Origin of the sequence: Streptomyces sp. TSRI0281 (assembly GCF_001905125.1) — a bacterium.
Classification (GTDB): Bacteria; Actinomycetota; Actinomycetes; order Streptomycetales; family Streptomycetaceae; genus Streptomyces.
Map to the genome: position 1 here is coordinate 86,563 of NZ_LWLE01000001.1, position 23,238 is coordinate 109,800.

Genomic DNA, 23,238 nt, shown 5'->3' on the forward strand with positions numbered 1-23,238 from the left:
AGGATCGGCCCGTGACCACGGGGACCGGGGCAAAGACAGGGGCGGGGCCAGGGCCGCACGCGTACAGCGGCGCCGTCGGGCCGGCGGAACCGGGCGCCGGGAGCGGCGGCCCTCCGCCGACGGACATCGAGCGACAGCTGTACGAGGCCACGGCGCACGGCAGCGCGGACGCGGTCCTGGACGTGCTCTCCCGTACCCGGCTCTATGTACTGGTCCCCCGGCTGCACGCCGACACCCCCGGCTTCACCGCCCCGCTCCCCTCGTTCCACGACCCCGCGACCGGCCGCACCTGTGTCCCGGTCCTGACCCCGGGCATGCTGCCGCCCTGGCATCCGGAGTGGGTGTTCCGCCGGACCCGGCTCTCCGAACTCGCCCTCGCCTGGCCGCAGGACCGCCGGTGGCTGGCGGTCAACCACGGCACGCCGTACGCCGCCGTCGTCGAGGCCCGGACCCGGCACCACCGGGCCTGGCTCAAAGCCGACGCACGGTCGGGCGGGCCGCAGGCCGGTCGCCTGCTCACGCACAGCGGCGGGCCGCTGCACGGGCCACTCGCGCACGGGCTGGCCCTCGGTGCCCATCTCGCCGTACACAACGGCCTCGTCTGGAACGGTCTCGGCGCCGTCTACGACGACTACCCGACGGACAAGGCCCGGCTGCGCAGTCCCTGGGGTGTCCACCACCGCGCCGACTACCGGGACACACTCGACTCCCTGATGAGGACCCGGTTGGCCGGGAGGGTCCACGAGGGAGTCCTGCGGGCCCGGTCCGCTCTCGTCACCCGGCTCGGCCGGACTCCCTCGCACGAGGAGTGGTCCGACGCCGTCACCGGTCCACCGGCCGCACACCGCGCGGACCCGGAGGATCTCGCCGAGGCGGCGCGTTCGCTGCGGCTCATCGAGCGGTACGAGGACCTGTTCCGGGCCGAGGGCTTCCTCGCGCCGGACGGGCGGGTCGACACCCTGGCCGCGTTCGACCACGGGCGGGCGGTCAACGTCGTACGCCTCGCACTGGGGGCCCGTTACTGCGAGCCGCACGAGGCCGAACAGGCCGTCCTGCGGATCGGCGAACTGGCCCGTCGGGCGTACGGCTCGTGGGCGGACTTCTCGCTCGGCTACTGCCTGACCCGGCTGATCCACTTCGACGGGGACGAGGGTGCGGGGCTCACGGTCCAGGAATCGCTCGCCCAGCACCGCATCCTCACCCAGGACCCCATGAGCCCCTACCGGAACATCCCTTGGTCATGAACCCGCACCCGCAGGCCCCGCACCCGGCCCCCTGGTCACCGCCGTCCGAGACCGAGCAACTGCTCCACGAGGCCGGGCTGCGCGGTGACGTGGAGGCCCAACTACGGGTCCTGGCCGGGGCGGAGCTGTACATCCCGGCGCCGAAGGCCGCGGTCGACGCCGACCCCAGGACGATCACCTGGCGCCCGCACCGGGACCCCGCGGGGTACGTCTGCATGCCGGTGCTCACCCGCGGGATGCTGCCTCCCTGGCATCCGGACTGGGTGTTCCGCGGGGTTTCGCTGCGATGGATCGCCGAGTTCGACTGGCCGGACCCGCGGGAACTGCTGGGGGTCAACGTCGGTACACCGGCCCAGCTCCTGCTGCCCACCACGCCCCCGCACCGGGCGATGTGGCTGCGCTACTACGCGGAGCACGACCGCCCGGACGGGGGCAGGCTGCTCGCCCTGCGGCACGGCGCGCTGCACGGGCCGCTCGCCTACGGGCTGGCCTGCGGGGTGCATCTGGCGATCGGCAACGGAGTGCCGTGGAACGAGATCGGCACGGTCTTCCGCGCGTACACCCAGGAGCGCGCCCAGCTCCGCGAGTCCTGGGGAATCACCGATCACGCGGGCTGGCAGGAACAGTTGAACGCCCTGCTGGACGCCCGGAACAGCCCGCCGGAACCGGACTTCGCCCTCCGCGCCCGCGAACAGCTGCGGGCCGTGTACGGCGAGCCGCCCTCCGCCGATCTCTGGCGCGAGACCGCCGCCGGGCATGCCCAGGACATCGGTGCGGACCCCGACGACGTCCGGGGCATCGAGGAGCTGGTGCGGCGGATCATCCGGTACGAGGCCCGGTTCCGCGCGGACGGCCTGCTGCCCCCGGACGGCAGGGTCCGCACCACGGTCGCGTACGACTACGGGCGTGCCGTGAACCTCGCCCGCTGGGGGCTGTCGGCCCGGTACTGCACCCAGGCCGAGGCGGAGCAGGCGATCGTGTACGCCGGGGCGCTGAGCAAGTCCGCCTACCGCTCGTGGGAGGAGTTCTCGGCGGCGTACGCGCTGGGCAGGGTGCTGCGCTTCGACGGGGAGGAGTACGGCCCGTTCTACGGGCAGAACGTCCTTGCCCACCGTCTTCTGACGGAGAGCGAGGGCAGTCCCTGGCGCCATATCCCGTGGCGCTGACCCCGTGGCGCCGGACTCCGGCCCCGTCGCGCCCGGCCCCGTCGTGCCCCGATCCTTCGCGCCCGGCCCCTTCGCGCCCCGGTCCGTCACACCCCGGTCCGTCGCGCCCCGGTTCTTCGGGCCCGCGGTCCTTCAGTCACCGGCGAGCAGGTGACGGTAGCTGTCCGGGTGCTCCTCCAGATAGGTGGCGAGGCTCTGGGCGGGGTGCCCGGTGAGGGCGGGCACGGCGTCCGAGACGGCCGCCATCTCGCCCGTCGCGATGGCCTCGTAGGAGGTGACCCAGCCGGCCACCTCCCAGTCCTCCGCCCCGTACCCGGCACGGGAGGCGTAGGCCTCCTCACGGGTCTCGGGGACGTAGCGGACGGGCCGTCCGGCGAAGCGGCCGAGCACCTCCGCCGCTTCGGCCAGCGTGAACGCCTCGGGCCCGGTGAGGTCGTACACCCGGTCGTCGTGGACGGTGCCCTCGTCGAGCAGTACGGCGGTCGCGGCATCCGCGATGTCCTCGTGCGCGACGGCCGCGACCCTGCCGTCGCCGCCGGGCCCGCGCAGGACGCCGTCGGCCCCGGTCATCGCCGGGAGCCCGGCGAGATACCAGCTGTCGCGCAGGAAGGTGTGGCGCAGCCCGCTGGTCCGGATGTGCGCCTCGGTGTGCCAGTGGTCGCGGGCGAAGGTGAACGTGGCGTCCGGCGCGGCGCCGAGGAACGACACGTACACGATCCGTTCGACGCCCACGGCGACGGCCGCGTCCACCGCCGTGGTGTGCTGGCGCACCCGGTCGGGGCTTTCGTGCGCGGAGACCAGGAAGAGGGTGTGTGCCCCGTCCAGGGCGCGGCGCATCGCTTCCGCGTCGCCGTAGGGGGCGGCGGGTGCGTGGACCGCGCCGGGCAGGTCCGGCAGCCGGGACGGGTCGCGGCCGAGCAGCCGGACGGGGACGCCGGTGCGGGCGAGCCGCCGGGCGACCCGTCCGCCGACCGCGCCGCTCGCTCCGGTCACCGCGGTGAGGGGGCCGATCACTGGATTTCGTCTTCCTCTCGTTGCCAGGGACGCACGTCCACGACGGCGTCCACCGGAAGCGGTCCGTACAGATGCGGGAACTCCTCGCCGCCCGGCACCACGGCCTCGTACCGCACGGGGACGGTGAGCCGGCCGGGGTCGATGACCAGGACCACCAGGCTCCGGTCGTCCGCCCCGTAGAGCATCCGTGCCACACCGGCCAACTGGTGGGGCAGCGAGCAGTGGATGAAGCCCTCCTGCTGGAGGGTGCGGTCGCGGGTGGACATCTCGTACGTCCCCTTCCCGCGCGCCGCCTCCCAGAGGGGTTCTTCGGCGAGATGCAACAGCAGTTCGGTCATCGGACCACGTTAAGGGCTGACCCGGGGACCGCTGGTCCCGGTGGCCGCCGCCATCGTCGCCCCGGTTCCCTCACCGCGCCTGTGCGCCTGTTCTCCCATGCCGCGCAATATGCATCTCTACCGACAAATCATCCGGAAGCCACGCCGCAGGTACCGGGTTCATGGGCCCATAGGGGCCATGGCTGCGCCGTACGCCGGTAGGCCGGTACGCGGTACGCCGGTACGCCGGTGGCTCAGCCGGCCAGCAGCTTCGCCTCGGTCGTCGGATCGAGGCCGACCCGGGGCCGGTCCGGGCGCTGTGGAGCGCTGCCACCCCGCTCGCACAGCCAGGCCCAGGTGTCGGCGACCGTCTCCCCGACCGGCCGGCAGCGCAGCCCGGCGTCGTACGCCTTGGTGTGCCCGCCCCGGTACAAGGTGTCGTAGAGCTCACCGGAGGGCAGCCAGACCGGCAGGTCGCTCCAGGGTTCGACGCCTGCCGCGAGCAGCGTTTCGGGGGCGGTCCAGCGCAGCTCGGCCGTGGAGCCCGTGACCCGCACACAGGAGTCCAGCAGCTCCCCCATCGTGGTGTGGCCGGGGCGGCTGACGATGTTGTACGCGCCGTTCAGGCCGCGTTCCGCGGCGTCCAGGACCCAGGTCGCGAGGTCGCGGGCATCGACGTACTGGAGGGCCGTGTCCCGGGGGCCGGGGGCGATGACCGGTCCGCCGCGGGCGATCCGTCCGAGCCACCAGGGCAGGCGGCCGATGTTCTCGCCGGGGCCGATGATCAGGCCCGCCCGGGCCAGCAGGGCGCGGTCGCCGAAGGCGTCGAGGGCGGCCAGTTCACCGCCGCGTTTGGCCAGGGCGTACGGGACGTCGTCACCCGCGTCGGGACTGGCGCCGGACACCAGCGGACCGTCCTCGCCGAGACCTGCCGGGGCCGGGTAGGCGTACACGGAGCGGCTGGAGATGTACGTGTAGTGCCCGGCTCTCCCGGACAGCAGCCGGGCGGCGTCCCGGACGGCCGACGGCGCGCCGCTCCAGGTGTCCACGACCAGGTCCCAGGTGCCCTCGGCCAGGGCGGCCAGGCCATCCGCGCCGCGCGTCCGGTCGCCGGTCAGCGCGGTCACGCCCGCCGGTGGCGCGTGGTGGCCGCGGTGGAAGACGGTGACCGCCCAGCCCCGGTCCCCCGCCGCCTCGGTGACGGCCCGTCCGACGAATTCCGTACCGCCCAGCATCAGAAGCCTCATGGTGGTGACTCTGCCCGCCGGGCGCCCCGCCGGGAACATCACCACGCTGTCAGCGGAACCGGGAACCCGGCGCCCGGCCTGCCCGGCCGCCCACGCCTCAGGGCGTGCGCGCCAGCGGGCTGCGGTGGCGCAGCAGCCACTCGTGGTAACCGGCCGCCTGCCGGGCTGCCTCCATGTAGGCGGCCTCCAACTCCCCGTACACCGCCCCCATGTCGGCCCCGGGCCGCGAGACCAGCAGCAGCCGTACGGCGAGCGGGTCGTCGCGCAACGGGCGGATCGCCATGTCCTCGCGCGGCCCCGAGGTGGGCTGGCAGGGAGCGACCGCCTCGCCGAGCACGACCAGCGAGGCGGCGGTGAGGTAGTCGCCGTGCAGCACGGGCGGGTCGAGTCCGGCGGCGCCGAGCACCCGGCGTACGCCGTCCCACTCGCCGTCCACCGACGGGTCGACCATCCACCGGTCGCCGGCCAGGTCCCCGAGGTCCACCACCGGGCGGCCGGCCGCCGGATGGTCGCGGGAGAGCGAGATGAACTGCGGTTCGCGGTCGAGGAGTACGCGCTGCGCCAGGCCGTCCGGGATCGAGAGCGGACTGCCCTCCACCTCGTGCACGAAGGCCACGTCGAGGCGGCCCGCCTCGACGGTGCGCAGCAGCACGTGGGCCGAGACGTCGACCCGCAGCGTGATGTCGGTGCCGGGCAGCCGGACCCGCAGCCTGCGCAGCCAGGCGCCGAGCACCCGGCTCGCGGTGGATCCGATGCGCAGCCGCGGGCCGCGCGGACGGGCCGCCTCCGCCTCCGCCAGCGCGTCGCTGACCAGGGCACTCATGCCGTCGACGAGGGGGCGGGCCCGGCTCAGGACGGCGCGGCCCAGCAGGGTGGGGCTACAGCCGGTCCGTTCGCGCTGGAACAACTCGGCCCCGAGGGTGTTCTCGATCCGCTTCAGCTGGGTGGTCAGGGAGGGCTGGCTGACGCCGAGGCGCCGGGCCGCTTGATGCAGGCTTCCCGTCTCGGCGATGGCGCAGAGCGCCCTGAGGTGTCTCACCTCAAGCTCCATAGCGCCGAGAGTATGGCGGCCCGCACTCCGGGCACCAGACGACACAACCCCACCAAAGGGCGTCAATTCAGCGGGTGTTGGGGCGAGGTAAACGTGCCGATGCGGTTCTGTTCCGGTGCGCGTGACACAGCGGGTGGGGGCGCGTGACACAGCGGGAGCGTGCGCGTGACACAGCGGGTGGGGGCGCGCGACAGGGCGGGGGCGTGCGCGCGGCAGAACGGCGGCCGGTGGGCGATAGGGCGGCGCTATCGCCGGTTGACATCATCCGCCCGGGACCCGCGCGCCCCCACACTCTCCCCGTACCGCACCCGTACCGAGTCCGCTCACCGGACACCCCCGCGGCACGGGTTCATCGGACAGGCAGGAGAAACCCCCCATGAGACACCCCAGGACAGTCTTCGCGTCGGCCGTCGCCGGCATCGGTTTCGGGATCGTCGCCGCGCTGGGCACCGCCCCCGCGATCGCCGCCGCCCCGGCGCCCGCCGCACCCTCCGCCACCGGCACTCAGTCGAGCATCGCCGCGTACACCGGGTCGAGTGAGAACGCCGCCGCGAACCGGGCGTTCTTCGACGCGGTCGTGAAGTCCGTCGCCGAGAAGCGCGCCGCCAACCCGGGCACCCGGGCGGTCACGGTCATCTACAACGCCGCCAACGCCCCGAGCTTCAGCAGCCAGATAGCCAGCAGTGCGCAGATCTGGAACAGCTCCGTCTCCAACGTCAAGCTCCAGCAGGGTTCCAACGCGGACTTCACGTACTACGAGGGCAATGACTCGCGCGGCTCGTACGCGAGCACCGATGGCCACGGCAACGGGTACATCTTCCTCGACTACGCGCAGAACCAGCAGTACAACTCGACCCGGGTCACGGCACACGAGACCGGGCACGTGCTCGGCCTTCCGGACCACTACTCCGGGCCGTGCAGCGAGCTGATGTCCGGGGGCGGCCCCGGCACGTCCTGCACCAACCCCTACCCGAACGCGAACGAGAAGTCGCGGGTGAACTACCTGTGGCAGAACGGGTTCGCGGCCGCGCTGGCCCGCGCCACCTCCTGACCCCACACCGCACCAACCGCCGGCCGGACCTCATCCCGGGGTCCGGCCGCCGGTTCCCCCATGCCACAAGGGGCCGCTCCTTCGTAGGAGCGGCCCCTTGTGGGGTGGTACGGGCACGACCGGGTGGGCCTCCAGGACGTACCCGGACCGGGATACACCGATCGGGACGTACCGGACCGGGATACACCGATCGGGTCGCGCCGGAGCCGAAGGCCCCGGAGCAGGGCTTTCGCGCATCGGGTGTTCCCCGGATCAGGACTTCGCGGATCAGGGCTTCGCCGGCCCGCCCAGTTCGCCACGGACGAGTGTCAGCAGTTCCTCCTCCGTCATCCCCAGCTCGCGTGCGTCCGCGACCACTTCGCGTACGCGCTCCAGCAGCCGGGCCCGGTGCGGCGAGGCTCCCCCGGTGACCACGGCGCCACGGCCCCGGCGCAGTTCGATCAGCCCTTCCTCCCGCAGCCGCTGGTAGCCGCGGAGCACCGTATGGACGTTGACGCCGAGCGATTCGGCGAGCACCCGGGCGGCGGGCAGGCGCTCGCCCGGGGTCACCGCGCCGTCGGCGACCGCGCGCCTGACCGATGCGGCGATCTGGTCGCCGAGCGGCACGGTGGAGGTGGGGTCGACCCGGAAGAGCATGGTCAGCGCCCCGCCCGGTGCCGGTCGGCGAGGGTGTTCAGGAGTGCCGCCCCGGTCGCCGAGTCCTCGACGGTGACGGCGAAGTCGCGGCCGCTCGCCAGCCTGGCCACGATGGCCTCGCCCGAGCGGATGATGACCCCGCTCCGGCCGGGACGGATGCGGTAGCCCCATCCGCCGTACTCGGCAACGGCGTTGATCTCCTGACTGCCGGCCGACTCGATCCGCTCCAGCGGCACCCGGACGCGTGGCCAGGGCAGCAGCCCGGAGACGGTGAGGCCGCGCCGGTCCACGGTGACGCAGGGCCGGGAGAAGGTCAGCACCAGCAGGCCGAGGACCAGCAGCGGGAGCGCGGCGAGCCATCCGGCGGCGAACAGGAGGACGACCGCCGCGGCGAACAGCGCGAGGGTGGACAGCGGCAGCCACCAGGAGCCGGTGCTGCGCGCCCAGCCCGCGACCTCCCCGTCGGCGAGCGCGATCCGCTCACCGGTCAGCGGGTCCCGGCCCGTTCGCGGGTCCCGCGGCGCGGGGGCCAGCCGGGCGATCAGCAGCCCGAGCCCACCGCCGAGGGCCCCGGCCCCGAGGGCCGCGGCCAGCTGCCACCACGGAAACCCGTCGGTCGGGGCTCCGTCGGCGACATCCACGTTGACGAACAGCACTGCGGCCAGCAGATAGCCGAGGAACGCGGCGATGGCGTACCCGCCGGCGACGGCCCAGTCATGGGCCCGGTCGTAGAACGTGCCCTTGGCCACCGTCCAGGTCCACAGGACGCCGAGCACGCCGAGCACCAGCACGGCGTTGACGACGAACCAGGTTTGGCCGACATGGCCGTCGGCATCGCCGGTGGCGTCGAAGTGGGCCGCCAGTCGGTCGGGCAGCCGGTCGGCGAGGACGGCGAACAGGATCAGGTCGACGATCAGCGCGAGCAGAAAGGGAAGGGCGGCAAGGGTGATGCGGCCAAGGTTCTTGCGTGTCATGAAAACCTCCGTTGTTCGCATGTTAGTAGAACAATGCGCGCGCAGCAAGGTTTCGTCAAGCGCCGGGCAAGCCTTCGGCGCACCGGGCGGGGCACCCACCGGTCACGGCTACGTTCGACTCCAAGACGGGGGAAATCGATGTCTGCTGTGGAGAGGCCCGTCGGCCTCGTACCCGCCCGTTCCTGCCCGCCCGTGCAACCGCTGCGGCCTACGCCGCGCGAACACCGCGATCCCGGCCAGTGGGTGACGCTCACCGGCTGCCGGAAGGTGCTGATGGTCGTCCACACCGAGGTGTACGGGCAGCGGCTGCGGGATCTGCTGCCGCTCGTGGAATCCGACCTGCGGATCCAGGTGGCTTTCACCATCGCGCCGCACGCGTTCAACGGGGGCGCCGTCCGTTCGCTGCCGGCCGAGGGGACCACCGTGATCCCCTGGGAGGAGGCGGTCCGGACCGAGTTCGATCTCGCGCTCGCCGCAGGCTCACAGGGCATGGAGCAGGTGCGCGCCCCGCTGATCCGGATGCCCCACGGCATCGGCCACATGAAGCTGTCGCGGGCGGCCGACGGCCCGGAAGGGGCGCCCCGGACCGTCGGCGGCCTGGGCAGGAAGTACCTGATGCGGGACGGCAGGGTGGTCCCGAGGTCCATCGTCCTGGCGCACCGCGAGGATCTCGCGGAGCTGGGGAGGTGGTGCCCGGAGGCGCTGCCGGCGGCGGAGGTGGTCGGGGACGCCAGCCACGACCGCTTGGCGGCCAGTCTGCCGCTGCGGGAGCACTACCGCAGGGCGATGGGGCTGAAGCCGGGACAGCGGCTCCTGCTGGTCTCCTCCACCTGGGGGACCGGCTCCTCGTTCAACCGGCTGGACGCCCTGCTGCCCCGGCTGCTGGCCGAACTGCCGCGCGACGCGTACCGGATCGCGCTGCTCGTCCACCCCAACGTCTGGTCCGGGCACGGCCGTTGGCAGGTGCACGCGTGGCTGGAGGCGTTCCGGCGGCGCGGGATCGCGATCGTGCCGCCGGAAGCGGACTGGCGTGCCGCGCTGATCGCCTCCGACTGGCTCATCGGCGACCACGGCTCCGTGACGCTGTACGCCACCATGACCCGGGCGCGCATCCTGCTGGCCCGGTTCCCCGAGGCGGACGTCAACCCGCTGTCGCCGGGGGCGGAACTGGCCAGGACCGCCCCGGCGCTCTCCCCCGCGCATCCGATCACCGAGCAACTCGCCTACGCGGACGCCGAGTACCCGGCCGCGGAGTACGCACGGATCGCCGCCCGGATCTCGTCCGAGCCCGGACAGTTCAATCAGCGGATGCGCGGGGTGCTGTACCGCATGCTCGGCCTCGGCCAGCCCGCCTTCGCCCCGGCCACCCGGCCGCTGCCGCTCCCCGCACCGCTGGATCCCGCCCCTTCGGCGGACCCCTGGGGAGCCGACGGAACGGAGATCTCCGCATGAACGGCGACACCACCGCGAACGGCGGCGAGGACGGCAGGCCCCTGTGCGTCGACCTCGACGGTCCGGCCGGCGAGAGCTGGCGGCAGTGCGCCGACGTCCTGCACGGCGGCCGGCCCCGTCCGGCCCGTGAGGCCGCACGGGTCGCCCGGCAGGCGCTGGTGCGCTACCCCGGCTGTCTGCTGACCGTCGTGAGCCGCACCGACGGCGGCTGCACGACGGCCTCCTGGCTCGACGGCCGGCCGAGCGTGCGGGTGTACGCGCCCGGCCGCGTACGTCCGGGACGGGGCACCACCCGGCTCGTCGCCGAGCTGTACGCGAAGCTGATCGACGAGGCCGCGCCGCGCCCGGACCCGGCGGTCGCTCCGGGGCAGGGCTTCCGTACGGCCCCGGCGTGTTCCGGTGACCGTGTCAGCGGGCCGCTCCTCCCAGGCGGTCCTGAAGACGCCGGACATCATCCGCGCTGACGGATGCGTAACGGGCCAGGGACTGCTCGTACCAGCCCCTGGCCTCCGCGCCCTCCCCGCGCTCGGCCGCCGTCTCCCCGAGCATCTCCAGCACCCGGCCCTGCCAGTGCACGGAGCCCGTCGCCTCGAACTCGCCCAGCGCCATGGCCAGTTCCCCGGCGGCGAGCGCGAAGTCGCCCACCCCCGCGTGGGCGCGGGCCAGGTGGGCGAGTGCGCGGGCGGCGTCGTACGCGTCCCGCACATCGAGGAGTACGGCGCGGGCGCGCGACAGGTGGCCGAGCGCCCGCTCGGGGCGGCCCTCCGCCAACTCCACGTCACCGAGGCACAGTTCGGTCAGGGCGACGCCCCGCCGGTAGCCGGCCGCCTCGCGCAGTGCGAGGGCCCGGACGAAGAAGGACCGGGCTTCGGTGAGCCGCCCGGCGAGCCGGTGGGACTGGCCCGCACCGTGCAGGGCCTGGGCCTCGGCGACGGAGTCCTGATCACGCAGGGCGGCCTCGGCGGCCCGCGTGAACCAGGCGACGGCTTCGTCGTGACGGCCCACGTTGCGCAGCCCGGTCCCGCCGGAGGTGAGCATCCGGCTCTCCCCCTGCGGATCACCGGCCCGTCGGGCGGCCGCCAGACCCGCTTCGTGCGCCTCGATCCAGAGGTCGTACGGGCGCAGCCGGAGGAAGAGCGGCCACATGGCGTCGGCGAGCTGCCACACCGCGGCGTCCCATCCGAGGTCGGCAGCTCTCCGTAACACCGCCATCAGATGGGTCCGTTCCGCGTCCAGCCACTCCAGCGCACCGGTCGCGTCGTCGAAGGGCGTCGGCTGCTCCCGGTCACAGGCGTAGTCCCTGCGCAGGGTGCGGTGGCTGGGCGACAGCAGGGCCTCGGCGGCCGTGGCGGTGCGCAGATACAGGTCCACGACGCGGCGTACCGTCCGCCGCCGGTCCTCGGGGCTCTCGTCCGCCTCGGCGAGTGCCCCGGCGTGCGCGCGGACGAGGTCGTGGAACCGGAAGCGGTCCAATCCCGTGACGGGGTCCGGGCCGAGGTCCTCCAGCAGATTCACCTCGGCCAGCGCGTCGACGATCCGGTCCGCCTCCAGCGGGTCGGCCCCGCACGCCGCGGCGGCGACCCGGACGCTGAACACGGACACCGGCAGGATTCCCAACCGCCGGTACCCCAGGGCGAGATCGGGCTTCAGAAGCCGGTACGAGGCGTCCAGCGCGGCCCGCACCGCGGGCTCCCCCTCGACCTTGAGGGTGTCCAGGCCGCCGTCCCCGCCCAGGGCGAGCGCCATCGCGGCGAGCGGCTGCCGGGGGCGTACGGCCATCCGGGCCGCCGCGATGCACACCGCCAGCGGAAGACCCGCGCACAGTGCCGCCACCTCACGGGCCGCCTCGGGTTCACGGCCGACCCGGTCGGAACCGATTCTGCGGCTCAACAGTTCCACGGTGTCCTCGGTGTCCAGCACCCCCAGCTGCTGGAAGACCGCGCCGTCCACCGCCAGTCCGGCGAGCCGGAACCTGCTGGTGACGGCGACGAGGCTGCCCTCGGTGCCCGGCAGCAGGGGACGCACCTGGCCCGCGCTCACCGCGTTGTCCAGCATCACGGCGATCCGGCGGCCCGCGGTACGGGTACGCCACAGGGCGGCCAGTTCGCCGAGCCCCTGCGGTACCTGCGTGAGGCCCAGGGCCCGCAGGAACTGCGCGAGTATCTCCGCGGGCGGGGCGGGGCTGCCCGTCGCGGAGTGGCCGCGCAGGTCCGCGTAGAACTGCCCGTCGGGGAACTGTTCGCCCATGCCGCGCAGCCAGCTGGACGCGAGCGCGGTCTTCCCCACCCCGGCGGGTCCGCTGATCACCGCGAGCACGGGCGCGGACGGTAATCGGCCCGCCATCTCGCGCAGCGAACCGAGTTCGCTCTCGCGGCCGAGGAAGTACGGCGGCGCGGGCAGCAGTTGACGTGCCGTCGCGACGGCCGGCTCGGGCGCGGAGTGGAAGTGGACTCCGCCGTGGATGCCGTGGGCCTGGACGACGGGACCGCTGAGGGTGGCGTCGCCGCTGACGGTGTTGTCCTGAATATTCGGACCGCGAACACCGCCCCGGCCTCCATCCGCCGTGTGGCCGGACCCCGGTACTGGTTCCATATCTGCCGCCTTCCCCCGTATGCGCCACCATGTACGTGCCCGCGGTCTCTCCGGTCGGCCCGTGGTTTACCCCTTTCTTCGTCCGCACAGACCAAAAGCCCTTACACGTTGAACATTTGAGCCAAGATAATCGATCATTCGATGCCATCTTTTGATCAAAGTTGGCATCGTGTCATCCTTTCTTGCTTGGGTATGCGCCTCGACACGGACGTCAGCGGTGGGTCGTGGCGACGACGGACTGCCGTGGCCGCAGACCGGCGCACGGCGGCACGAGCGGAACAGCCGGGCCGAGCGCGGACCGGCGATGGGGGCGCTGGTGGAATTCGAGATCCGCATCCTGGGGTCGATCGAGCTACGCGTGGACGGGCGGAGGGATCCACTCGGCACGGCCAAGGAGAGAGCGATGATCGCCGCGCTCGCCGTCGACGCCGGCCGCCCGGTCGCTCTGGACTCCCTGGTCCACCGGTTGTGGGACGACGCCCCGCCCGCGAAACCCCGGGCGAGCCTGCATGTGTACGCGGCGAGAATCCGCCGCAGGCTGGGCGAACGGGCGGGCGGGCCGACCCGTATCGTCCAGCAGGCCCACACGTACTCCCTCGTCGTCGATCCCGACAGCGTGGACAGTCATCGCTTCCAGCGCCTGACCGCCGAGGCGCTCGCCCGGTCCGACGACGGTGACGGGCCCAGGGCCCTGGCCCTCCTGCGCGAGGCCGACAGCCTGTGGCGGGGCGATCCGCTCACGGGGATGCCCGGCCTCTGGGCCGAGAGCGTCAGGACGAACCTGCTCGAAAAGCGCCTCGCCGCGACGCTGGCCCGCGTCGGCATCGAACTGCGCACCGGACGGTACGCGGAGCTCGTGCCCGACCTCTCCACCCTCTTCGAGCTGCACCCCACGGACGAGACCCTGGCCGGCCACCTCATGGTCGCGAACTACGGCTGCGGCCGGCAGGCCGACGCGCTGCGCACGTTCGACACCGTCCGGCGCCGGCTCGGTGAGGAGTTCGGATCGGATCCGGGCGAGGCGCTGACCAGGCTCTACCAGCTCATCCTGAACCGGGTACCGGTCTCCGGGCTCCTGAGCGGCCCCGAACCGGTGACCACGGCCCCGCACACCCTGCCCAGCCACGGCGACCTCGTGGGCAGGGACCGGGAGATGCTCACCCTCCTCGCCCGTCCGCCGGCGGGCTCGGTGATCGCACTCCAGACCATCAGCGGCATGGGAGGCGTGGGCAAGACGCTCCTGGCGCTCCACGCCGCCCGCGCACTCGCCCCGCACTACCCGGACGGACAGCTCCATCTCGATCTGAGCGCACACACCGCGGACGGACACCCGCTGAGCCCCGAGTCCGCGCTCACCCGGCTGCTGAGGGACTTCGGGGTGCCCGTCACGGATCTGCCGGACGACCTGGAGGGGCTGGTGTCCCTCTGGCGCACCCTGCTCAGCACCCGTCGCTCGGTGATCGTCCTCGACGACGCGGCGGACGCCGAGCAGGTGGCCCCGCTCCTTCCGGGCACCTCCGAGTCCCTGCTCATCATCACCAGCCGTCGACGGCTCACGGGGCTGCCGGGCATCCGCTCGCTCTTCCTGGACGTCCTGCCGGCCGACGACGCGAGCACGCTGTTCCGCAGGCTGGTGGGCCCGGAGCGGACCTCCGACCTCGACGAGGTGGCGGACATCGTGCGGCTGTGCGGCCACCTTCCGCTCGCCGTGGAGATCGCCGCGGGCAGGCTGGGCTCACGCCCCTCCTGGACCACTTCCCACTTGATCGAAAAACTGTCGCGCGAACACGGACGCCTCAATGAAATCCGGGACGGCTATCGAAAGATCGCCGGAGTGTTCGAGATGTCCTACCACACACTCGGGACCGAAGAGCGAACGATCTTTCGACAGTTGAGCCTGCATTTTGGGCCGGATTTCACCCCCCACTCCGCCGCCGCGCTCACCGGGCTTCCGCTGGAGGAGACGGAACGCGTCCTGGATTCCCTGCTGGACGCCCATCTCCTCCAGGAACCGGCCCCGGAACGCTTTCGCTTCCATGATCTTGTGGGTGAGTGCGCACGGAGCCTGAGCGCGACGGAGGACCGATACGAAGGTCAACTTCCCGCCGTACGAAGGATGATCGATTTCTATGTCCACGGCGCCGAGAAGGCCGACCGGCTGATCTATCCGCGGCGCCTGAAAGTAGATATCGAGGAGGCCGCGACGGAGTTCGCCCTGCCCGAATGGCAGGACGCCTCGGCCGCCCGGCACTGGCTCGTGCAGGAGCACGGCGCCCTCGTCGCGGCGGAGCACCGTGCCCGCGGCAACGGACTCACCCGCCAGGCCGCCCGCCTGGCCCACGCGCTCGCGGCCCATCTGGACGAGGAGGGCTACTGGGGCGAGGCACGGCCGATGCACACGGCCGCCGCCGAGTTCTGGCACGAGAGCGGCGAACGCCGCCCGGAGGCCCTCGCGCTGATCGATCTGGGGACGACGCTGGCACGGGCCGGCCGCTACGAGGCCGCTCTCGCCGCCGGTCATGCGGCCATGCGGGCGGCGGGCACGCTGGACGATCCGGCGACGGACGCCGAAGCGCGTCATCTGCTCGGCGTCATTCACTGGCATATGGGACAGCTCGACGAAGCCCTTTCCTTCCAGAATCAGACCCTGGAACGTCGGCTCAGGTCGGGTGACATATGGCAGCTCGCACGGACAAGAAATAACCTCGGTATCACCCACCTCTTTCTCGGAAACCACACGACATCAATGGAATTCTTTGTCTCCGCCCTGGGCGGATTCCGTCGGTCGGGTGATGCGCGGGAAGAATTCAATGTGCTGAATAATCTCTCGGACCTTCACTTCCAGACCGGCGACCGTGAATCCGCGCGACGACTCCTCAAGAAATCCCTGTCGAATCCCCGGCTGGCCGGAACGCCTTTGGCCCGCGCCACGGGGCAGGTAAATCTGGCGAACACCATGGAAATGCCGGAGGAAGTGGAAGCGGCGCTGGATCTCTATCGCGAGGCGCTGCTGTCGTTCCGGCAGCTCGGCGACCGGCGCAACGCGTCCATCACCCTGCACCGGATGGGCGTCGCGTTCGAGGAGTCCGGCAACGACGACCAGGCGGTCGCCCACCATGAGCGCGCCCTTGACCTGGCCACCGGCATCGGCGCGGGCCATGAGCGCATGCTCGCGCTCCGGGGCATGGCCGCGGCGGAACGGCGGCTGGGCCGCACGCAATCGGCCGCGCGACATCTCGCGGAGGCGCTCACCCTGGCCCAGCACATCGGCGCCATGGACGAAGCGGCGCGGACGCAGGCGGAATTCGCCGCTCTCCAAGAAGAATCCGAGGGCGCCGGAACAGAGTGACAGGACCCCGGCGGGAAAACAACGAAATTACCGCCCGACTTGTTCACCCGAAGGCAGACGGAGAGTATGAGCCCTCGGCACGAACGCTGCCGAAGAAACTCCCTGAACGCCTGGAGAAAAGCGCACCATGTTCAAGAAGTCAGCAATTATCCCCGTGGCATATGCCATTGCGGGTGCCACCCTCGTCGCCCTGATCTGCCTGCCGTCGATGTCCGCACCGAGGAACGTCACGCATATGACGACCGTCAGCTGATCCCCTGACGACGGCGACCGTCACGCCGGTGCGCCGATAAAGGCGCCCGGCGGCGAAACACACCGAAGCGGACCTGAGCCGCAAAAGGCGCGCCCCGTACCGGAATATGCAATTCCAGTACGGGGCGTGACGGCGGGCGGGCACGGGGCGAGACGGTCAGGCGAGTTCCAGCGGGAACGCGCCCCGGTGGCCGGTCCCGGCGCCTTCGGCCGGGCGCGCCTCGAACTCGCGGCAGCTCCAGATCTCCTGCACGAACCCGCTCCGCCGGTCCCACAGGTCCAGGACGTCGTCCTCGCCCGCCGCTCCCCGGTACGCGTCTTTCGCACCGCGGAAGCAGGCGAGAGCGCCGGAGAGGCCCCGGCCCGGGGCCGGGAAGTAGTCGGAGAAGGCGCAGGCGATACACGTCTGCACCTGTGTGCCGGACGGCAGGATGCGCTGGATCGTGGCCATCGCGGCGGCGAAGTCGCGTTCGGCGCGGGCGGATTCATAGACCGCGCCGTCCAGGTGCAGGGCGAGGTAGAGGTCCGGATCGCTGCGCCGCAGCGACAGCAGGCAACTGAGCGTGGCCTGGCGGACCGTGCCCGCGGAGCGGACCGGAAGCGGGAGGTCCCACTCCAGTACGCAGTCGGTGAGCGCGCCGTCCGCCAGGGCGAACATGCCGCTTTCGGGCGGTATCCCGCCCACCGGAACGAGGTCGTCGAAGCTCTCGCCCTCGAAGTCGACTCCCCTGATCCGGATCCGGAGTTGCTGTCCGTCCGTGGTGAGAACGACGGCATCGGAACCCTCGCGGTCCCGGTACCAGCCTGCCCACGACTCATCTGTCATGAGCAGGGACTGTAGCCCGTGCCCGGCGCGGTCCCCGTGGCGCCCTCCACCTGCGCATCAGCCCTTTGCCGGTTCGCGCCACATGGGCCACAGGGACGGTCCGTCGGGGAGCTCGACGGCGCGGCCCAGGAAGGTGAAGCCGAGCCGCTCGTAGAGGCCGCGGCTGCGGGCACTGCTCGCCTCCAGATAGGCCGGGACGCCCTCGCGGTCGCATCGCTCCAGGACCTTTTCGATCAGCGCCGCCCCGATGCCCTCCCCCTGGCGTCCGGGGGAGACACCGACCATGAGCAGATACTCGTGGGCCCGGTCGTGCGGATGGACGGCACCGGTCAGCCGGCCCACCAGTTCGCACCGTTCGTTGCCGGGGTCCGCGGTCCGCCGCATCAGCGCGGGGGTGGGGTCCTCCTCCTCGGGCACCCCGGCCGGCACCGTGAGCCACAGGGCCACGGCGGTGCCGTCCGCCAGCAGGTCGATACGGCCTTCGGCGAGGGCGACATCGACGAAGACGCCGAGGAACTTCCCGTGCACCGCGCGCCGGTGCTCCTCCTCGGGGAAGACCCAGCTGCTGACCGGGTCGTGGTGGAACGCCTCCTCCAGGACCGATACGACCAGGTCCCTGTCCCGCGCGTCCGCCTGCCGTGTCCGTACACCCATGACCGGCTCCCGCCCCTTCTTCCTCCCGACCTCAACCGACGGGTGGAATCCTAGAGTTGGGGCCGGGAGCGGGTCACAGGAGGTCGGTCAGCGGGTACGGCGCGTGACGAATTCGGCCAGCGCCAGCAGGTCCCCCGCCGCGGCCGGCTCGGGCACCGCGCGGGACAGATGGTGCACCGCGCGGGCCATCCGGTCCGCCGCGCAGACCTGTGCCCAGTCCCGGCCACCGGCCCGTTCGACGGCGTCGGCGGCCCGCCTCACCTCCCCGGGCGTGTTCATGGCGCCCCGGTAGAGCACCGCCAGGTCGGCGGCGGCAGGGGTGCCCGAGGTGAGCGCGGCCACCACCGGCAGGGACTTCTTGTGGGCGGCCAGATCCGCCCCGGCCGGCTTGCCCGTGTGTGCCGGGTCCCCCCAGATGCCGATCAGATCGTCGATGAGCTGGAACGAGAGTCCCGCCTCACGTCCGAAGCCGTCCATCGCGCCGACGGCCCGGCCTCCGGCCCCGGCGTACAGGGCGCCGAGCGCGCACGCGCAGCCGAGCAGGGCACCGGTCTTGGCGGTCGCCATCGCGAGGCACTCGTCCAGCGAGACCTCTTCGGGGCCGCGCTCCTCGAAGGCGCAGTCGGCCTGCTGCCCCGCGCACAGCTCGATCACGCAGGCCGAGAGCCGCGCGGAGGCGCGGGCGGAGGCCGGGTGCGGGTCCTCGGCCAGCAGCCGCTGGGCGAGGGCGAGCAGGGCGTCGCCCGCGATCACGGCGTCCGGGATGCCGAAGACCGCCCAGGCCGTCGGCCGGTGCCGGCGGGTGGTGTCCTCGTCGATGACGTCGTCGTGGAGCAGCGTGAAGTTGTGCGCCAGCTCCACGGCGACGGCGGCGCGGACGGCCCGCTCCGGGTCACCGCCCAGGGCTCGCGCGGCGGCCAGCACCAGCGCGGGCCTGATGGCCTTGCCCGCCTGGCCCGCGGCCGGACTGCCGTCCGCGTTCGCCCAGCCGAAGTGGTACATCGCGACGCGGCGGATTCCGCCGGGCAGCGACTCCACGGCCGCGCGCAGTTGCGGATCGACGATGCCGCGCGTGCGCTCCAGCAGCGCGGCGGCCTCGTGCCCCTCCGTCGCTGCGTCCGTACTCGTCATGGTCACGGGTCTCTCCCCTGGGTGGTGCGGTGGGTACGGGCGGGGCGGTGGGCCCGGACGGCGCTGGCCGGCCGGGCCCACCGGGGGAAAGGGGTCAGTGCCAGCGGCTCACCTCGACGTTCTCCAGTACACCGAGGGCGTCCGGGACCAGAACGGCGGCGGAGTAGTAGGCGGTCACGAGGTAGGAGATGATCGCCTGCTCGTCGATGCCCATGAAGCGGACCGACAGGCTCGGCTCGATCTCGTCCGGGATGCCGCTCTGCTGGAGCCCGATGACGCCCTGGTCGGCCTCGCCGGTCCTCATGCAGATGATCGACGTGGTGCGGGCGTCGGTGACCGGGATCTTGTTGGACGGGAAGATCGGCACCCCGCGCCAGGCCGGCACCTGGTGGCCGCCGATGTCCACGCTCTCCGGCAGCAGACCGCGCCTGTTGCACTCGCGGCCGAAGGCGGCGATGGCCTTCGGGTGGGCGAGGAAGAGCTTCGATCCCCGCCTGCGCGACAGCAGTTCGTCCATGTCGTCGGGGCTGGGCACCCCGTCGTGCGGCTGGATCCGCTGCCCGTAGTCGCAGTTGTTGAGCAGTCCGAACTCGCGGTTGTTGATCAGCTCGTGCTCCTGGCGCTCGCGCAGCGCCTCGACCGTGAGCCGCAACTGCTGCTCGGTCTGGTTCATCGGCTGGCTGTAGAGATCGGCGACCCGGCTGTGCACCTTCAGCACGGTCTGGGCCACGCTCAGTTCGTACTCGCGCGGCGCCGCGTCGTAGTCGACGAAGGTGTGCGGGACGACCGGTTCGCCCACATGGCCGGCGGAGAGGTCGATCGCCGCCTCGCCGTGGGCGTTGGTCCGCTGTTGCGGGACGGAGAGCCGGCCGGCGAGATGGGCCCGGAGCGAGTCGGACCGGGCCGCGAGGTTGTGCACGTCCGAACGGAGCAGCGTCAGGAGCGTGCAGGGGGTGACGGCGCGGGCGGTGTACTCCCAGGTGGCTTCACCGTCGACCAGGCTCCGGTCGCCGAAGTACGCGCCGTCGGCGAGGACACCGAGCACCGTCTCGTCCCCGTACGGCCCGGAGCCGACTTTCTCCACCTTGCCGTGCGCCAGCAGGAAGACCCGGTCCGCCGCCTCCCCCGAGGCGGCGAGCACCTCCCCGGCGGCCACGTCCCGCTGTTCGCACCTGCGGGAGAGTTCGGCGAGGACCTCCTCGTCGCCGAACTCCCGCAAGGGCGGCAGCTCCCCGAGCTCGGCGGGGATGACGGAGACCTGGTCGCCGGTCTGCACGAAGGTCACCCGGCCGTCGCCGACCGCATAGCTGAGCCGACGGTTCACCCGGTACGTACCGCCCTGTACCTGCACCCACGGCAGCATGCGCAGCAGCCACCGGGAGGTGATCTCCTGCATCTGCGGCGCGGACTTGGTGGTCGTCGCGAGGTTCCGCGCAGCCGCCGTGCCCAGACTCTGCTGCGGCGGAGCCTGCGTGTCGCGAACCTCTTCACCAACGGACATCTGACGTCCTTTCGATCATGGGCTGACCTGCGTGCAGAAGCCTTTCAGCACGGTGAGTTGCTTCGCCATTACACAAACGAGTGTGATTAACCGGGCTCCGGACGGGGCACGTTGCTCACGTCGCCCGGCGCACTCCTTAATTTGCATCATCCATGCCACTTATCTAGCCTGAGCGTCATGCGGCTGACGAGATTCACCGATGTGGCACTGCGCGTGCTCATGCGACTGGCGGTCGCGCGGGACGGGGATCCGCCGACCACCCGGGAGGTGGCGGCCACCATGCGCGTGCCGTACACCCACACCGCCAAGGTCGTCGCCCGCCTCCAGCATCTCGGCCTGGTCGACGCGCGCCGCGGGCGCGGCGGCGGACTCACCCTCACCTCGGCCGGTCACCGCGCCTCGGTCGGCGCGCTCGTACGGGAACTGGAGGGTGCGGACGAGGTGGTCGAGTGCGAGGGCGACACCCCGTGCCCACTGCGCTCCGGCTGTCGGCTGCGCGGTGCGCTGCGCCGGGCGCAGGAAGCGTTCTACGCCACGCTCGACCCGATCACCGTCACCGAACTCGTCTCCTCCCCCACCGGACCGCTGCTGATCGGCATCAGCACGGGCCCCGCACCGGACTGACCCACCGGGGCGACCGGTACCGCGAGCACCGGCACCCCGAGCCGCGCCGCGCCGCGACCAGTGCTCCACCCCGCGTTCCGCCCCGCCGACCGCCCCACCCCGGCTCACCCCGGCCGAAAATGCGCATTCTCGATACCAATTAATTACGCCGTCCTCCACCTCACCCCGAGGAGTCCACCCATGCTCTCCGAGACCTCGACAGCCACCGTCCGCGCCACCCTCCCCGCCGTCGGCGCCGCCATCGGGGACATCGCGGACCTCTTCTACCGCAAGCTCTTCGCGGCCCACCCCGAACTGCTCCGCGATCTCTTCAACCGCGGCAACCAGGCGTCCGGCGCCCAGCGCCAGGCCCTCGCCGGTTCCCTCGCCGCCTTCGCGACCGGGCTCGTCGAGCACCCGGACACCCGCCCCGACGTGATGCTGAGCCGCATCGCCCACAAGCACGCCTCGCTCGGGGTGACCGCCGAGCAGTACGAGGTGGTGCACACCCACCTGTTCGCCGCCATCGCCGACGTACTGGGCGACGCCGTCACCCCGGAGGTCGCCGCCGCCTGGGACGAGGTCTACTGGCTGATGGCGGGCGCGCTGATCGCCGTCGAGGAACGCCTGTACGCGCAGCGGGGCGTCGTCGCCGGAGATGTCTGGAGCGAGTGGGAGGTGGCCGGCCGCATCGAGGAGACCGCGGACGTCGCGACCTTCCGGCTGCGCCCGGCGGACGGGGCACCCGCCCCCGCCTTCCGGCCCGGCCAGTACGTCTCCGTACAGGTGGAACTGCCCGACGGGGCCCGGCAGATACGCCAGTACAGCCTTTCCCGCGCGCCGGGGTCGGCGCTGCGCTCGATCACCGTCAAGCGGGTGCGGGGCGAGGGGTCCCCGGACGGCGAGGTCTCCCGTCACCTGCACGCCCGCACCCGGACCGGCGACCGGCTGCGCGTCTCCGTCCCCTACGGGGACCTGGTGCTCGACCACACGGACGCCCCGCTGCTGCTCGCCTCCGCGGGCATCGGCTGCACCCCGATGCTGTCGATGCTGGAGCACCTGGTGGACACCGGCCACCGCTCCCCGGTCACCGTCGTGCACGCCGACCGCTCGCCCGCCGCGCACGCCCTGCGCACCGACCACGCGCTGTTCACCGGCAAACTCCCGGACGCCGAAGCGCACTTCTGGTACGAGGACCCGGAGCCCGGCCACCGGGCCGACCGCACCGGCCGGGTCGATCTGACCGGCCTCGTCGTCCCGTCCGGAACGCACGCCTACCTCTGCGGACCGCTCCCCTTCATGCGCGCCGTCCGCGGCCAGTTGCTGGCCAAGGGGGTCCGGGCGGCAGACATCCACTACGAGGTCTTCGGGCCGGACCTCTGGCTCGCCGCCGGCTGACACGGCGCCCCCTGAAGCTGCTCACGGGCGTGTCCGGATCGGCTCGCACACCGTACGAACAAATAGCCCAGAAGGCTGCGTTCCGGTACAAGCGGTGTACGGACACACTCCCCCACGCACCAAAGGAGTCGGCCATGTCCTCACCCATGTCCGCGAGCAGCTTCCTCAAGGCCCTCAAGGACGAAGGTCTCACCGTCGTCCAGGTCGGCGACTGGCGTACGCACAACCGCGACGACAAGGGGCCCTGGGGGCCGGTGCACGGCGTGATGATCCACCACACCGCGACCAGGGGCACCGACCACACCGTCCAGATCTGCCGTGACGGCCACGCGGGCCTTCCCGGCCCCCTGTGCCACGGCGTCACCGCCAAGGACGGCCGCGTCCATCTCGTCGGCCACGGCCGCGCCAACCACGCCGGGCTCGGCGACGACGACGTCCTGCGCGCCGTCATCGCCGAGAAGCGGCTCCCCTCGGACAACGAGGCCAACACCGACGGAAACCGGCACTTCTACGGCTTCGAGTGCGAGAACCGCGGCGACGGGGAAGACCCCTGGCCCGCCGTGCAGCTCGAAGCGATCGAGAAGGCTGCCGCGGCGATCTGCCGCCACCACCGCTGGGGAGCGCCCTCGGTCATCGGTCACCGGGAGTGGCAGCCGGGCAAGGTCGACCCGGCGGGCTTCACCATGGACTCCCTGCGCGAGCGGATCCACGACTGTCTGAAGTGACGGCCCCCGCCCGCCCGCCGGAAACGCCCACCCGCCGGGGACGCACGCACGCCCG

Annotated in this window: 20 protein-coding genes; 9 read left to right on the forward strand and 11 right to left on the reverse strand. The window is 72.2% G+C overall.

The genetic code is table 11. The annotated features are described in order from the left end of the window. Positions 1 to 11: 11 nt before the first annotated feature. Together A6A29_RS00395 and A6A29_RS00400 are read left to right on the forward strand one after the other, a co-directional pair. Positions 12 to 1,244: a DUF1266 domain-containing protein gene (locus A6A29_RS00395; RefSeq protein ID WP_079182517.1), complete on the forward strand. Its 1,233-nt coding sequence runs from the start codon at positions 12 to 14 to the stop codon at positions 1,242 to 1,244. Next, a complete protein-coding gene (locus A6A29_RS00400; protein WP_073717885.1) occupies positions 1,241 to 2,410 on the forward strand; it encodes a DUF1266 domain-containing protein in 1,170 nt (389 codons plus the stop codon). The genes A6A29_RS00395 and A6A29_RS00400 overlap by 4 nt, the downstream gene beginning before the upstream one ends. A gap of 132 nt (positions 2,411 to 2,542) precedes the next feature. Here the strand turns inward: A6A29_RS00400 and A6A29_RS00405 are convergent, their stop codons facing one another. From A6A29_RS00405 to A6A29_RS00420, 4 genes are all read right to left on the reverse strand, one after another. Then, positions 2,543 to 3,424, reverse strand: a complete 882-nt coding sequence (locus A6A29_RS00405; RefSeq protein WP_073717886.1) for an SDR family oxidoreductase — start codon at positions 3,422 to 3,424, stop codon at positions 2,543 to 2,545. After that, a complete protein-coding gene (locus A6A29_RS00410; protein ID WP_073717887.1) occupies positions 3,421 to 3,762 on the reverse strand; it encodes a DUF952 domain-containing protein in 342 nt (113 codons plus the stop codon). The genes A6A29_RS00405 and A6A29_RS00410 overlap by 4 nt, the downstream gene beginning before the upstream one ends. A 233-nt stretch (positions 3,763 to 3,995) precedes the next feature. Continuing rightward, positions 3,996 to 4,988 (reverse strand): NAD-dependent epimerase/dehydratase family protein, encoded by a 993-nt coding sequence (locus tag A6A29_RS00415; protein WP_241838274.1) that lies wholly within the window; start codon positions 4,986 to 4,988, stop codon positions 3,996 to 3,998. A 97-nt stretch (positions 4,989 to 5,085) separates the two neighbouring features. After that, positions 5,086 to 6,039 carry a LysR family transcriptional regulator gene (locus tag A6A29_RS00420; protein WP_073717889.1) on the reverse strand — a complete coding sequence of 318 codons (954 nt, stop codon included), beginning with the start codon at positions 6,037 to 6,039 and terminating at the stop codon, positions 5,086 to 5,088. Positions 6,040 to 6,415: 376 nt separating this feature from the next. Between A6A29_RS00420 and snpA the strand changes: the two genes are divergently transcribed. Next, positions 6,416 to 7,090 (forward strand): snapalysin, encoded by a 675-nt coding sequence (gene snpA / locus A6A29_RS00425; protein WP_073717890.1) that lies wholly within the window; start codon positions 6,416 to 6,418, stop codon positions 7,088 to 7,090. Between the two features lie 267 nt (positions 7,091 to 7,357). On the opposite strand, the gene A6A29_RS00430 is transcribed toward snpA, so the two are convergent. Together A6A29_RS00430 and A6A29_RS00435 are read right to left on the reverse strand one after the other, a co-directional pair. Further along, entirely contained in the window at positions 7,358 to 7,726 is a 369-nt protein-coding gene (locus A6A29_RS00430; RefSeq protein WP_073717891.1) for a GntR family transcriptional regulator, read from the reverse strand. A 2-nt stretch (positions 7,727 to 7,728) separates the two neighbouring features. Continuing rightward, a complete protein-coding gene (locus A6A29_RS00435; RefSeq protein ID WP_073717892.1) occupies positions 7,729 to 8,700 on the reverse strand; it encodes a DUF1648 domain-containing protein in 972 nt (323 codons plus the stop codon). 138 nt (positions 8,701 to 8,838) lie between these two features. On the opposite strand from A6A29_RS00435, the gene A6A29_RS00440 reads away from it, so the two are divergent. Further along, positions 8,839 to 10,152 (forward strand): hypothetical protein, encoded by a 1,314-nt coding sequence (locus A6A29_RS00440; protein ID WP_241838275.1) that lies wholly within the window; start codon positions 8,839 to 8,841, stop codon positions 10,150 to 10,152. After that, positions 10,149 to 10,616, forward strand: coding sequence for a hypothetical protein (locus A6A29_RS00445; RefSeq protein ID WP_073717893.1), 468 nt, complete (start codon positions 10,149 to 10,151; stop codon positions 10,614 to 10,616). The genes A6A29_RS00440 and A6A29_RS00445 overlap by 4 nt, the downstream gene beginning before the upstream one ends. Here A6A29_RS00445 and A6A29_RS00450 read toward each other — a convergent pair. Next, positions 10,561 to 12,744, reverse strand: a complete 2,184-nt coding sequence (locus tag A6A29_RS00450) for an ATP-binding protein (RefSeq protein ID WP_079182518.1) — start codon at positions 12,742 to 12,744, stop codon at positions 10,561 to 10,563. The genes A6A29_RS00445 and A6A29_RS00450 overlap by 56 nt on opposite strands. A gap of 217 nt (positions 12,745 to 12,961) precedes the next feature. On the opposite strand from A6A29_RS00450, the gene A6A29_RS00455 reads away from it, so the two are divergent. Continuing rightward, positions 12,962 to 16,093 (forward strand): AfsR/SARP family transcriptional regulator, encoded by a 3,132-nt coding sequence (locus tag A6A29_RS00455; RefSeq protein WP_241838276.1) that lies wholly within the window; start codon positions 12,962 to 12,964, stop codon positions 16,091 to 16,093. A gap of 409 nt (positions 16,094 to 16,502) precedes the next feature. Here the strand turns inward: A6A29_RS00455 and A6A29_RS00460 are convergent, their stop codons facing one another. From A6A29_RS00460 to A6A29_RS00475, 4 genes are all read right to left on the reverse strand, one after another. Beyond that, entirely contained in the window at positions 16,503 to 17,171 is a 669-nt protein-coding gene (locus A6A29_RS00460) for a DUF6304 family protein (protein ID WP_073717894.1), read from the reverse strand. A gap of 57 nt (positions 17,172 to 17,228) precedes the next feature. Further along, the gene (locus A6A29_RS00465) at positions 17,229 to 17,825 is read right to left on the reverse strand and encodes a GNAT family N-acetyltransferase (protein WP_073717895.1); all 597 of its coding nucleotides are present in this window, start codon (positions 17,823 to 17,825) and stop codon (positions 17,229 to 17,231) included. A gap of 87 nt (positions 17,826 to 17,912) precedes the next feature. Continuing rightward, positions 17,913 to 18,956, reverse strand: a complete 1,044-nt coding sequence (locus A6A29_RS00470) for a family 2 encapsulin nanocompartment cargo protein polyprenyl transferase (RefSeq protein WP_073718916.1) — start codon at positions 18,954 to 18,956, stop codon at positions 17,913 to 17,915. Between the two features lie 94 nt (positions 18,957 to 19,050). Continuing rightward, positions 19,051 to 20,457, reverse strand: coding sequence for a family 2B encapsulin nanocompartment shell protein (locus tag A6A29_RS00475; protein WP_073717896.1), 1,407 nt, complete (start codon positions 20,455 to 20,457; stop codon positions 19,051 to 19,053). A 177-nt stretch (positions 20,458 to 20,634) separates the two neighbouring features. Between A6A29_RS00475 and A6A29_RS00480 the strand changes: the two genes are divergently transcribed. From A6A29_RS00480 to A6A29_RS00490, 3 genes are all read left to right on the forward strand, one after another. Next, positions 20,635 to 21,081 (forward strand): RrF2 family transcriptional regulator, encoded by a 447-nt coding sequence (locus A6A29_RS00480; protein ID WP_073717897.1) that lies wholly within the window; start codon positions 20,635 to 20,637, stop codon positions 21,079 to 21,081. Between the two features lie 180 nt (positions 21,082 to 21,261). Next, the gene (locus A6A29_RS00485) at positions 21,262 to 22,458 is read left to right on the forward strand and encodes a globin domain-containing protein (RefSeq protein WP_073717898.1); all 1,197 of its coding nucleotides are present in this window, start codon (positions 21,262 to 21,264) and stop codon (positions 22,456 to 22,458) included. A gap of 134 nt (positions 22,459 to 22,592) precedes the next feature. After that, complete coding sequence (locus A6A29_RS00490) at positions 22,593 to 23,183, forward strand: peptidoglycan recognition protein family protein (RefSeq protein ID WP_198952962.1); 591 nt, start codon at positions 22,593 to 22,595, stop codon at positions 23,181 to 23,183. The last annotated feature ends 55 nt before the right edge of the window (positions 23,184 to 23,238 follow it).